This window comes from Pantoea sp. Ap-870 (assembly GCF_011752515.1).
GTDB classification, from domain to species: Bacteria; Pseudomonadota; Gammaproteobacteria; order Enterobacterales; family Enterobacteriaceae; genus Pantoea; species Pantoea dispersa.
In genome coordinates, this window is record NZ_VWXG01000002.1 from 417,461 (window position 1) to 428,897 (window position 11,437).

The 11,437-nt window shown below is 55.8% G+C and carries 13 protein-coding genes; 5 read left to right on the forward strand and 8 right to left on the reverse strand.

Annotation, left to right across the window (positions count from 1 at the left end):
• Nucleotides 1-98 precede the first annotated feature (98 nt).
• The 5 genes from F3J41_RS08080 to gcvA form a co-directional block, all read right to left on the reverse strand.
• On the reverse strand, nt 99-653 hold the full coding sequence (locus tag F3J41_RS08080; RefSeq protein WP_176428143.1) for a carboxymuconolactone decarboxylase family protein: 555 nt from the start codon (nt 651-653) through the stop codon (nt 99-101).
• Entirely contained in the window at nt 650-1,978 is a 1,329-nt protein-coding gene (locus F3J41_RS08085) for an aspartate aminotransferase family protein (protein ID WP_166710582.1), read from the reverse strand. Before F3J41_RS08085 ends, F3J41_RS08080 begins: the two co-directional genes overlap by 4 nt.
• 127 nt (nt 1,979-2,105) lie before the next feature.
• Nucleotides 2,106-2,963, reverse strand: a complete 858-nt coding sequence (locus F3J41_RS08090; RefSeq protein WP_166710584.1) for a MurR/RpiR family transcriptional regulator — start codon at nt 2,961-2,963, stop codon at nt 2,106-2,108.
• A 198-nt stretch (nt 2,964-3,161) separates the two neighbouring features.
• A complete protein-coding gene (locus tag F3J41_RS08095; protein ID WP_166710586.1) occupies nt 3,162-3,791 on the reverse strand; it encodes a LysE family translocator in 630 nt (209 codons plus the stop codon).
• 96 nt (nt 3,792-3,887) lie between these two features.
• Complete coding sequence (gene gcvA, locus F3J41_RS08100; protein WP_058770406.1) at nt 3,888-4,772, reverse strand: transcriptional regulator GcvA; 885 nt, start codon at nt 4,770-4,772, stop codon at nt 3,888-3,890.
• A 268-nt stretch (nt 4,773-5,040) separates the two neighbouring features.
• Here gcvA and F3J41_RS08105 point away from each other — a divergent pair, with 268 nt between their 5' ends.
• From F3J41_RS08105 to F3J41_RS08125, 5 genes are all read left to right on the forward strand, one after another.
• Nucleotides 5,041-5,481, forward strand: a complete 441-nt coding sequence (locus tag F3J41_RS08105) for a VOC family protein (protein ID WP_166710588.1) — start codon at nt 5,041-5,043, stop codon at nt 5,479-5,481.
• 35 nt (nt 5,482-5,516) lie between these two features.
• Entirely contained in the window at nt 5,517-6,047 is a 531-nt protein-coding gene (locus F3J41_RS08110) for a GNAT family N-acetyltransferase (RefSeq protein ID WP_166710830.1), read from the forward strand.
• A gap of 47 nt (nt 6,048-6,094) precedes the next feature.
• Nucleotides 6,095-6,532: an acetyltransferase gene (locus tag F3J41_RS08115; protein ID WP_166710590.1), complete on the forward strand. Its 438-nt coding sequence runs from the start codon at nt 6,095-6,097 to the stop codon at nt 6,530-6,532.
• Nucleotides 6,533-6,557: 25 nt separating this feature from the next.
• Nucleotides 6,558-6,953 (forward strand): GFA family protein, encoded by a 396-nt coding sequence (locus F3J41_RS08120; protein ID WP_104187643.1) that lies wholly within the window; start codon nt 6,558-6,560, stop codon nt 6,951-6,953.
• 92 nt (nt 6,954-7,045) lie between these two features.
• Nucleotides 7,046-7,786, forward strand: a complete 741-nt coding sequence (locus tag F3J41_RS08125) for a GntR family transcriptional regulator (protein WP_166710592.1) — start codon at nt 7,046-7,048, stop codon at nt 7,784-7,786.
• Here the strand turns inward: F3J41_RS08125 and F3J41_RS08130 are convergent.
• The 3 genes from F3J41_RS08130 to F3J41_RS08140 are packed head-to-tail and all read right to left on the reverse strand — an operon-like array spanning nt 7,773 to nt 11,054.
• Nucleotides 7,773-8,753, reverse strand: coding sequence for a PfkB family carbohydrate kinase (locus tag F3J41_RS08130; RefSeq protein ID WP_166710594.1), 981 nt, complete (start codon nt 8,751-8,753; stop codon nt 7,773-7,775). The genes F3J41_RS08125 and F3J41_RS08130 overlap by 14 nt on opposite strands.
• Nucleotides 8,740-9,762, reverse strand: coding sequence for an ADP-ribosylglycohydrolase family protein (locus tag F3J41_RS08135; RefSeq protein WP_193752263.1), 1,023 nt, complete (start codon nt 9,760-9,762; stop codon nt 8,740-8,742). Before F3J41_RS08135 ends, F3J41_RS08130 begins: the two co-directional genes overlap by 14 nt.
• 17 nt (nt 9,763-9,779) lie before the next feature.
• Entirely contained in the window at nt 9,780-11,054 is a 1,275-nt protein-coding gene (locus F3J41_RS08140; RefSeq protein ID WP_166710596.1) for a nucleoside permease, read from the reverse strand.
• Nucleotides 11,055-11,437: the final 383 nt, after the last annotated feature.

The window sequence follows — 11,437 nt, forward strand, 5'->3', positions numbered from 1 at the left end:
GCAATGATTGTCATCCAGCGAAATAACCCGGCGGACATGGTCAAAGAAGGTGGTTAATATAATGGGCGTATCAGGTACGCCCGGAGTAATGCGACAACTTATGCAGGAAGCAAGTGATCCTGCGTAAAGGGTACCGGCGTCTGTGCGCCGTTCATGATCATCGAGAGAAAACTGTAATAGCCGTTAATGCCTATCAAATCCACCACGCCCTTCTCGCCCCATAATTCGATGGCTTGCTGCCAGGTGGCATCACTGATTTTCTGTTGCTGATGTAACTGCTGGCAAAACTGATAAATCACCCACTCATCAGGCTGCAAATCCGCGGGCTGACGTTTTTCATTGATGGCCTGCACTGCTGCAGCAGAAATCCCCTTTTCGCGCGCTATCGGCGCATGGATTGCCCACTCTACCGGCTGTGACCAGTGCCTTGCCGTCATTAAAATCGCCAGTTCCGATAACCGCTGGCCCAGCGCACTGCGATAGCGCAGATATTCCCCCATACGCTGTGCATGTGCCATTAACTCTGGGCTGCGCAGCAGCGGCTCAAACGGAGGTAGCAGCGCACCGCGCGGCCCGTTGATAATCTCTTCCGCGAGCGGACGTTGCTGCTCATCCCAGTCCTGCTCCGCCAGCGGCGGTAATCGGTTAATCATAATTTGCCGGTCTCTTCACGTATCACGGTGTTCAGCGTATCCACGACAAAATCCAGTTGTTGCGGGGTGACGATAAACGGTGGCGCAATTAAAATGTGGTCGCCATATTGCCCGTCCAGCGTGCCGCCCATCGGATAGACCAGCAAACCGCGCGCCATACAGTTGGCCTTGATGGCTGCGTGAAGTTTCATCGCCGAATCGAACGGGGTTTTTGTGGCTTTATCACGCACCAGCTCCACACCGGCAAACAGGCCGCGGCCGCGTGTATCACCGACGTGCGGTAACTCCCCCAGCACGTCGCGAAGCGCCTTGTGCAGATAAGCGCCCTGCTGCTGAACCGCCTCCAGCAGATGGTCGCGCTCAATCACCTGCTGTACTGCTAACGCCGCCACAGCGGCTGTCGCATGACAAATATAAGTGTGTCCATGCTGGAACAGACCGCTGCCAGCCTGCAGCGCAGACACGATCTTCTCACTGGCCAGCACCGCGCCGATGGGTTGATAACCGCCACCCAGTCCTTTGGCGATGGTGACCAAATCAGGTACCACGCCATCCTGTTCGAACGCGTGCAGTGTGCCGGTACGCCCCATTCCGCACATCACCTCATCGGCGATAAACAAAATGCCATACTTGTCGCACAGGCGACGTACACCCTGCAGATAGCCCGGCGTCGGCGGCGTGGCACCGCTGGTCGCACCGACCACCGTCTCCGCGCAGAAGCCAATAATCGTTTCCGGGCCCGCATCGACAATCGCCTGCTCCAGCTCGCTCAATAGCCGCTGGGTATACTGCTGCTGGGTTTCATCGGCACGGCGATCGCGATACTCATTGCAGGCGGAAACGCGAATCACGTCGATTAACAGGGGTGCGAACTGACGCCGGCGCCATTCGTTGCCACCCACCGCCAGCGCGCCCAGCGTATTGCCGTGGTAGCTCTGTTTGCGGGCGATGAAACGGGTACGCGCGGGCTGTCCGATCTCAACAAAGTATTGCCGGGCCAGTTTCAGCGCGGTTTCCACCGCCTCAGAACCGCCCGATACGAAATAGGCATAGTTAAGATCGCCCGGTGCGGTGCGCGTTAACTGTTCGGCGAGCTGTTCAACGGTATCGCTGGTGAAGAAACTGGTATGCGCATAAGCCAGTTGATCGATTTGACGATGCATAGCTGCGAGGACGTCAGGATGGGCGTGGCCCAGGCAGGAAACGGCGGCGCCACCGCAGGCATCAAGATACTGCTTTCCCTGTGCATCAAAAATGTAGGCCCCGTGTGCGCGCGTGGCCACGGCGGGCACGCTGCGCAGACTGCGGTGAATGATACGGCTCATGCTGGTCCTGCTCCTGAATACGCTTCGTTGTTGAAACGTATCTTGCAGGATCCATTTGAATCACGTCAACGCAATAATGATTCAATCGCATTCAATATTCTTATGACAGATACAAATGAATCATCTGTCAGGATTTGCCGGCATGCACGTAAGCGCCGGAATCGATTAAATAGCGTTCGGCATTTTCAATTTTACTGACCGCATCACGTCCATGACGGGCCACCAGCATCGCCAGCAGACACTCTGCCAGGCCCATGCCAGAGACGACAGACGGGAAGAACGATGGGCTGTCCAGTGAAAACCGGAGCGAGCAATCAGCGGCCTGCGCCAGCGGCGAGACCGGTGAGTCGGTGATGGCGATGATCTTTGCACCCGCCTGCTGCGCTGCGCGCAGTACATCAAGTGATTCGCGTGAATAAGGGGCAAAGCTGGTAAGCAACAGGCAATCCGCGGCGGTCAGTTCACGTGTGAAAACTTCGATATTGCTCGCCAGACCATCCATTAGTGATACCTGACGATTGAACAGCCGATACACATAAAATAATGACCAGGCGATCGGAAAGCTGGCGCGGAAACCGCAGATGTAAACATTGTCAGCCGCATCGAGTAAGGTCACGGCCTGTTCCATTGCCTGGCGGTTTTCCTCCTGCGTAAAGGCCAGGTTGGTCTGGTGGGCCTGAAACATCGCATCATACAGCTGCGGCTGCGTGCCGGCAGCCACCAGCTTTTCCGCTTTCGAGACATAGGTATCATTGCGCAGGCCGATGTCATCAATAAATGCGTCTTTGAGTTCACTCCAGCCGTTATAGCCCAGCCGTTTCGCCAGGCGCAGCAGCGTTGCCGGTTTCACCCCGGCCTGCTGCGCAAAGGTGCGCATGGATTGCACCACCAGTTGATTGGCATTCTGCAGTGAGAATTCGGCAGCCCGCTGTAGTTCTGGCGATAATTCACTGAACTCGCGGACGATAGTTTCCTTTAGATTCATGGCAACGATTCACAGGCTTTGACGTTCAGGTATCTAAACACATTTGAGATCAAGACTCTAGGCGCGGATATCACACCGGAGTGACGGCCTGAAGCAGGGCGCGATGCGTCGCGCCGCGACAATCAGGCTGCTCATGGTGGTTTATTTAACTAAGCGGCCTGTTGTTATTGAGGGCGAACCTGAGGTTAAAAATTTACTTTATTGACGACTCAACACCAGTTTCAGTCCGGCAATGGCGAAACAGCAGGCTAATAGCGCATCTAATCCCCGGCGGATACGACGGTAAAACGCGTTCATTGCTGCAGTGGAAAATATCAGCGCATAGCCGCAAAATACCGCGACGCAAATCGCCGCACAGCCGAGAATAATCAGCGGTAATGTCGAGGCTGCAGCGTCCGGTTTGAGCGCGACGGACATGATCGCGACCCAGGTTAAAATGGCTTTCGGATTACCGACGTGCATCAAAATTCCCTGACGAAATAACGCGCCATACGCAACACGGTGATCGCTGATAACGGTTTTATCGGCAGCGGTGCGGGTTAACGCAGATTTACCGGCTTTGTATGACAGCCACAACAGATATAACCCGCCGCCGATTTTCAACACCAGCAGCAATTGGGCAAACATCGCCAGCACGGTTAATACCCCGCAGGCCGCCAGCAGCGCCCACAGCATTGAGCCGCCAATTACCCCGCCCGCAAGCGCTAAGGCGGCACCGCGCCCTTTATTCATCGCCGTTCCCATAATCGCCATATTACTCGGACCAGGGCTGGCCGTTGCCACAAAATAAGTGGTGTAAATCAGCATTAATTCGTGTGAAAGCGCCATGAAATCCTCTGCAGGTGAAATGTCCTGAACCTGTTATATCGGCTTGCTCAGGAATTTACTATGTCTTGTTGATATGAAGAAATGCCGGACGCTGTTCTATTCTGTGGACTGCTGCATGAGCCAGGCTCTTACTTTTACCACGGCAGAACGCAGCAGCGCTTCGTGGGGCGTAATAAGCCAGTACGCGTGTCCGGTATTCAGCGTATTTGGAAACGGTGCCACCACTTCACCGGATGCCAGATTCGCCTGAACAAATCGCCTGCGCATCAGCGCTACGCCCATGCCGGCAAGCATCGCCAGCCACGCCCCGCTGCCATCGCTATACAAGGGCCCTTTACCGGAATCAATATGCCCGACACCGGCTTCAGCGAGCCAGCGCTGCCAGTCTTCCCGGTGCATATCATGCAGTAACGTGACGCGACCGAGTGCGGCAAGTGCCGGCGGTTCCCCCAGCTGCTGCGCCACAGCAGGAATGCAGACTGCAAGGTAGTCGTCGTCGATCAGCTTCTCACTCACGCAACCTTCACAGAAACCATTACCATGCCGTACGGCCAGGTCGATACCATCCGTGGCGAAAGACTGAATGCGGGAAGTGGCACTGATGCGCAGGTCGATATCCGGACAGGCACGTTCAAAATCAGCCAGTCGCGGCAGCAACCAGTGAGTCGCAAATCCGGTGGTGCAGGCCAGCGTGATGGTATTTTTTTGTGTCTCCTGCACCAGCGTTTCAGTGGCTTCACGAATCAGGCTGAAAGCCGAAGCAATCGAGTAGTAATAGCCCTGACCGGATGCCGTCAGCGCCAGCTTGCGTCCATTTCGCTGAAACAGGGGCAGGCCCAGTTGCCGTTCCAGTTCCCTGATGTGCAGGCTGATCGCGCCGGGCGTGACGTGCAACTCCTGGCCTGCAAGGGTCATGCTGAGATGCCGGGCAACGGATTCGAACGCCTTCAGGGCGTTAAGAGAAGGCAGGCTGTTTCGCATCGTTTAGTTTTCCTAAAAAACAGGCAGAAATTAAATCGTTTTTATTTCCGCTCCGTCAACGTTATTAATAGGCATATAGCACGCGATGCCGTGTCGTTTTTATTTAAAAACTGTTGAGTTATATTGAAATTTTCAGAGAGAGTACCGTTTCACGCACCACACCTCCACACGGAAAAATGAGCAGCGACCAGGCCCTTTAGGCGATTAACCTTAAGCAGGCTTGAGTTTTTATCGTGTCAGGGAGGCAATAAATGGAGACAGGATGCAGATGAAGGATATCGATGTTGGATTTACCCACGTTGCGTTTATGGTGAGGGATCTGGAGAAGAGCATGGATTTCTACCGCCGCTATGCAGGAATGAAGGTGATACACACCCGTGAACCTGACGTCCCGGCTGCCCGCAAGGTGGCATGGCTGAGCGATCATACCCGCCCTTTCGCACTGGTTCTGGTGCAGGCGGATGACGTGTCAGATACGCCACTGGGTAAATTTGGACACTTAGGCATTGCCTGTGCGTCACGCGAAGAGATCGATCGTAAAACAGCGATGGCCGTCGCCGAAGGCGTGTTACGTAAAGCCCCTGAAGAGGCTGGCGAACCGGTGGGATATTACGTATTTTTTGCCGATCCTGATGGCAATACGCTGGAGCTGTCTTTCGGGCAGCGCGTCGGGCTTGAAGCGATACGCACCGCTCCCGGTTTAGTTTAACCCGCCTGCACGCAAGCAGCGGAGAACATATGGCGCTGACGTTGCCGATTTATACTCAACGCCTGCTGTTGCGCAAGCTGACAGTGGCTGATTTGCCGCATCTGTCGCGCTATCGCAATCTGCCAGACGTTGCTCGTTATCAAAGCTGGGAAGAATTTACCCGGCAGGACGCTGAGAAATTATATGCGCAGCAGGATGCGCTGCCGTTCAACAGCGATAACACCTGGTTTCAGCTTGCCGTAGCACACCAGGAAGACAACCGGCTGATAGGGGACATCGGAATTCATTTTTTTGATGAAGGAAGACAAGCTGAACTCGGCATGACATTTGATGCCGGATATCAGAAACAGGGTTTTGCGCTTGAAGCAATGAGTGCCATCGTTACTCTGCTTTTCACGCAGTTTGCAAAACACCGGCTTACAGCCGTAGTAGACACACGTAATATTCGCGCCATAAACCTGCTGGAAAAGCTGAATTTTCGCCGTGAAGCGCACTACCGGCAGAATATTTTTTTCAAAGGGATGTGGGGCGATGAATATCTTTATGCGCGGCTGGCCAGCGATTAGCGCAGATATTGCGTTAAGCCATCGCGTAGGCATGTTAAGGAGGCGTTGTGACAATTAGCGAAGTAAGCAAGGAAGAGTATCACTTACTGATTCAGGTCTGGGAGGCTGCCGTCCGGGCAACGCATCATTTCCTGAATGAACAGGATATCCTGCGGCTCAGAAAGCTTATTCTGGAAAATTATTTTGATGCTGTTGTTTTAAGAAAAGTGAGCGATGAAAACCATGACATTGTCGGATTCATCGGCGTGCAGGATGAGAATATCGAGATGCTTTTCGTCTCGCCCGCTCATCACAAAAAAGGGATCGGTGCACGGTTAGTCCATTACGCTATCCGTCATCTTTCAGCGAAGAAAGTGGACGTTAACGAACAAAATACCGCTGCGCTCGGGTTTTATCAGCATCTGGGCTTTCAGGTGACTGGACGGTCTTCCGTTGATGGTGAGGGGAAACCGTTTCCCCTCCTCCATCTGAAGCTGATGCAATAATCCGGCACAGGAATCAGGAGAAAAAATGAACGGAAGTTGTCTCTGTAAACGTGTGCGCTACGAATGCGATCGCCTGGCGGGCAGCATTACGCATTGCTGCTGTCATACCTGCAGGAAAGCGCACGCCGCCGCTTATACCTCCACAGCGCGCGTGCGGCGTGAGGATTTCAGGTGGACCCAGGGAGAAAAATTTCTGACGGCATTTAATTCTTCCCCGGATAAGTTGCGTTATTTCTGTTCAGTCTGCGGATCTCATCTGATGGCTGAAAGACCTCATCAGAGCCACGTGATTCTGCGTGTGGCCACGCTGGACGACGATCCCGCTCAGACGCCGGTTTCCTATATCTGGTGCTCGCACACCGTGCCGTGGCTAACAGAACGCGACGATGTGCCTCAGTATCAGCAGGATAAAGAGACATGATGGCTGGTCAAAACGCCGCTGGCTGCGCGCCGCATTAAAATTCAGTATTATAGCGGTTCCTGCCGCTGACCCGAGTGAGTGCCCTGCCCGCTATGACTGACCACAATGCGCTGTTGGCGCGGTTGACCACCACGCTGGCGACAGAGAGTCGCACGCCGCTGTATAAACGCTTTGCCAGTGCGATTAAAGATGCGGTGCGCGATGGCACGCTGGTGCACGAGGAGATCCTGCCGGGCGAGCGCGAGTTCAGCCAGTCGCTGAACATTTCACGCATCACCGTGCGTAAAGCCATGGACAAGCTGGAAAAAGAGGGCGTCGTGTTCCGTTCCCGCGGCTACGGCACGCAGATTTGCAGCCAGTTTGAATATTCACTCAAAGAGCCAAAAGGATTGTCGCAGCAGGCGGTGCTGCGCGGTAAAACGCCGGACACCGTGTGGATCAATAAAAGCAAAATTGCCTGTAGCGCAGAGATCGCCGAAAAGCTGGGGCTGAGCACGGGCAGCGATGTCTATCTGCTGAAACGTATTCGCTATGTTGACCGCCAGGCGGTCTCGGTTGAAGAGTCATGGGTGCCGGCGCGCTACATTGCCGATGCCGATGAGATTGGTATTTCGCTGTATGACTATTTTCATCGCCAGCAGATCCTGCCGGTGAAATCCCAGAGCCGGGTCAGTGCGCGTATGCCGGACGAAGCCCTGCAGCAGCAAATTGCCCTGCCCGCCAATGTGCCGGTGCTGGTGATTAAGCAGCTGGCACTCGACGCACAGGGCAATCCGCTGGAGTACAGCATCAGCTACTGCCGCAGCGATATGTACGTGTTTATTGCTGAGTAAGGCGTTGCTGCCAGTAAGCGCGCAGTGTGGCACGATCGGGCGCACAGTCGCCGCCGCGCCGGGAAACCACATACGACGCCACTGCGTTGCCCAGCGCAACGCTCTCCGCCAGTGACCAGCCGGACGCTAATCCCGCCAGTAATCCGCCAGCATGGCTGTCGCCCGCGCCGATAGTATCGACCACCGTAGTCGCCAGTGCGGGCACCCAGCCCTGCGCCTCAGCGTCGATGTATCCGGCACCTTCGCTGTCCAGCCTTAACACCATTGCGCCGCCAAACTGCTGCTGCCAGCGCGCCATCAGCTGATGGGCGTCGAAAGGTTCAGATGCGCGCAGACGCTCATGCCACAGCAGCTCCGCTTCCTGCCTGTTCACTGTAATCAGTGGCTGCAGCGCCATGATGCGCGCAAACTGCGCCTCGCCGATATCCGCCAGCCGCGGGCCAAAATCCACCAGCAGCTGATACGGCTGTGCCTGCTGCTCCAGCCAGTCGATCAGCACCTCGCCGCTTTTGCTGGTGAGCTGATAACCGGAGAGATAGATCCAGCGCTGCGCCGGCTGCGGCAATGTGCGCAACAGCGCGGCGTCCCATTGGTTTTCCACGCCACTGACGGAAAGAAAGGTGCGCTCGCCATCCGGCTCGACCAGCGCCAGACACCAGCCATTATCACCGTGCGCATTTTCCAGTACGCTCTGCACACCGTATTCCGCCAGCTTCTGTCGCACGATACTGGCCCAGATGCCGTTCCCCAGCGGCAGCGCGTTGATGGATGGAATGCCGAGACGATGCAGCGCAATGGCGACGTTAAGCGCACAGCCGCCAACGTTCACGCCCTGCTGATGCAGTTCGATGTCGCTGCCGCGATACGGCAACGTCCAGGCATCGGCAATCACATCCACTACCGCCGCCCCCACCACGCACACCGGCAACCGGCCCGCCAGTCGGGACAGATCGTCAGGCGTCAGCATAGGCGGCCTCGCGCTGCTGGCGGAAACGGACAAACGCGCGGCTGTAATGGGTGAAATCCAGCGCGTTAGCGGCATCCAGTTCCGCTTTTAGCTGCGCATCGATCGCGTCGATACCGTGCAGCGCGCCGCAAATGGCAACCGCCATCGCGCCGATGGTGTCCGTATCGCCGCCCAGATTGGCGCACAGAATGGCGCAGCGATTGGGATCGGTCGCCGCCAGTTCGACCATGGCAATCGCCGCCGGTACCGATTCAATGGTGCTAGTGCCGGTACCGACCAGATCGTAGATCTGCTGCATGGTCGACTCAGTGCCCCTGCCCTGCGCCACCACCTGCAACGCCAGTTCGATGCGGGCCGCCATCGCCGCACTGAAAGTGGTGACGCGCCGCTCCTGCGCCGCGCGGGCAATCGCCGGCAGTTCGTCACGAATCGTTGCCCAGTCGCTACCGTCAATCGCGCGGGAGATTGCCCAGGCGATCGCGGTGGCACCGGCAATCGCCACGTCGGATTTGTGTGTCGGACTGGAGGCCAGCGCGACAGCATCAATAAAAGCCGGCAGGTCACGCGCCGGCAGCAGACAGCCCAGCGGCGAGACACGCATCGCCGCGCCGTTGGTCAGGCCGTTATTTTCCAGCTGCGCCACCGGCGTACCGTTTTTCAGCGCGTTAAGCGCGATTTTGGAGGTCGGCCCAAGCACATTTTTGTTAAAGGCATCAAACGCTTCCGCCCAGCGCAGAATATTGGCGCCGATGGTTTCCGCATTAATTTCGCCGTCGTGACTGATAATGGCATCGGCCAGCGCCAGCGCCATTGAAGTGTCGTCAGTGAAAGCCGCCCGGCCAAAGTAGCAGGCGGCATTGTTTTCTGCCGGGCCGGGCAGGAAGCGATCGATCCAGCCGAAGTGCTGTTTCACGCGGCTGCGCGGCCACAGTTCCGATGGCATGCCCATCGCATCGCCCAATGCCTGGCCGTAAAATGCGCCCAAAATCCGTTTTTCCTGGTGTGTCATCGTCATGGTTACATCTCTTATTTATGGCTGTCAGCGGTTGCTGAGTGTTCAAAAGCGGTTAATTCATCACTGCGTTTTTTGCCGTCGCGGAACAGAACGATAAAGGCGATGGTGATGATGACTATCATCACGCTGCCAAACATCCACATTCCCGCCCAGTTGAAGGTCTGACCGTTGCGCGGCTGGTCATACGCAAACATCTCCTGCATCAGATAGCCGCCCAGGCGATAACCGAGCAGGCTGCCGATACCCTGACAGGCCAGGGTGATCAGGCCCTGCGCAGCGTTACGCATCGCCACTGGCGCTTTCTTATCCACATAAATGTAGGCGGTGATGAAGTAGAAGTCGTAGCTGACGCCGTGCAGCAGAATGCCCAAAAACAGCAGGCCGAAGGTCAGCAGGTTTTGATCGCCGCCGAAGACAAAGAACACGTAGCGCAGCGCGGCGGTGACCAGGCCGAGCAGCAGCACTTTGCCGATGCCAAAGCGTTTGATAAAAAACGGCAGCGCCAGCAGGAAGAAGATTTCTGATACCTGGCCGAGCGTCATCCAGCCGGTGGCGTGTGGCAGACCGACTTCGGTCAGATATCCCTCAGCGAAGATGTAGTAGAACGCCAGCGGCATACTGAACAGAAATGAACAGACGAAAAATACGAGGAAGCTGCGATCTTTCAGCAGATGCAGCGCATCCAGGCCGAGCGCCACGCGCAGGCTGAACTTGCCGGTGCTTTTGGGTTCGGTGGCTGGCAGGGTCAGGGCGAACAGGCCAAGCAGCAGCGAACTGGCCGCGGTGATCAGCAACGGTACATTGCTGGCGGAGATATCGCCAAAGCCGAGCAGCGGCGGCAGGAAACCGCAGGCGATGCCGGAGGCGATCCAGCCGATAGTGCCCATCACGCGGATGCGCGGATAGTCGCGCTCCACATCACCGACGTGGGAAAACGCAATACTGTTGGTCAGCGCAATGGTCGGCATATAGGTGAGCGCATACAGCAGCAGCAGCGGAAAGAAGCTGCTGAAGTGCGTCTGCTGTGCGGCAAAGAACATCAGAATCGCGCCGGCGATGGTCAGCAGCGATAACACTTTCTGTGCCTGGAAGAAACGGTCAGCTAGCGAGCCGACCAGAATCGGTGACAGGATGGCAGCGATGGAGGTACAGGCGTAGCACCAGGCGATCTCAACCGGCGAAAAGCCGTTTTTGCTGAGAAACGCCCACAGCGGCACGAACCATGCCCCCCAGATAAACCACTCTAAGAACATCATGAACGACAGCTTTGGAATTGTAGTTTTCATCGAAATAGACTCCCCGGTGTTGGTAGAACCAATCTAGCACCAGAATAGATACCTTTATAATACCTTTAGCTGATAGTTTGAGCTATCCCACAAGATTTTTACCTTATGGATAACCGATTAGCGAGGAGGATTGAGTGCGGGTGGGGGTTACGGTCTGGCGGGGTGTGGAGCTGCATTCTGCGGCTGTGAGGCGGTCGCCATGAATGGCGTAATCCTTGTCAGTTATTTTTGAATTTGTACATAAATGATTGCACTTATCGTAGCGGCGCAATTTATTGCGCGATGAATCGCGCCGCTACGAATTTGTGCGTATTGCAGTTTCTGAACTATTCGGCATTACGCCATCGATGGCAATCCATCAGCGATCGTTCAAATAGGTAAGG

What these genes read in the sequence shown, in the direction of transcription:
- F3J41_RS08080 (WP_176428143.1), bottom strand. Translation starts at nt 653, where the DNA reads ATGATTAACCGATTACCGCCGCTGGCGGAGCAGGACTGGGATGAGCAG.
- F3J41_RS08085 (WP_166710582.1), bottom strand. Translation starts at nt 1,978, where the DNA reads ATGAGCCGTATCATTCACCGCAGTCTGCGCAGCGTGCCCGCCGTGGCC.
- F3J41_RS08090 (WP_166710584.1), bottom strand. Translation starts at nt 2,963, where the DNA reads ATGAATCTAAAGGAAACTATCGTCCGCGAGTTCAGTGAATTATCGCCA.
- F3J41_RS08095 (WP_166710586.1), bottom strand. Translation starts at nt 3,791, where the DNA reads ATGGCGCTTTCACACGAATTAATGCTGATTTACACCACTTATTTTGTG.
- gcvA (WP_058770406.1), bottom strand. Translation starts at nt 4,772, where the DNA reads ATGCGAAACAGCCTGCCTTCTCTTAACGCCCTGAAGGCGTTCGAATCC.
- F3J41_RS08105 (WP_166710588.1), top strand. Translation starts at nt 5,041, where the DNA reads ATGAAGGATATCGATGTTGGATTTACCCACGTTGCGTTTATGGTGAGG.
- F3J41_RS08120 (WP_104187643.1), top strand. Translation starts at nt 6,558, where the DNA reads ATGAACGGAAGTTGTCTCTGTAAACGTGTGCGCTACGAATGCGATCGC.
- F3J41_RS08125 (WP_166710592.1), top strand. Translation starts at nt 7,046, where the DNA reads ATGACTGACCACAATGCGCTGTTGGCGCGGTTGACCACCACGCTGGCG.
- F3J41_RS08130 (WP_166710594.1), bottom strand. Translation starts at nt 8,753, where the DNA reads ATGCTGACGCCTGACGATCTGTCCCGACTGGCGGGCCGGTTGCCGGTG.
- F3J41_RS08135 (WP_193752263.1), bottom strand. Translation starts at nt 9,762, where the DNA reads ATGACACACCAGGAAAAACGGATTTTGGGCGCATTTTACGGCCAGGCA.
- F3J41_RS08140 (WP_166710596.1), bottom strand. Translation starts at nt 11,054, where the DNA reads ATGAAAACTACAATTCCAAAGCTGTCGTTCATGATGTTCTTAGAGTGG.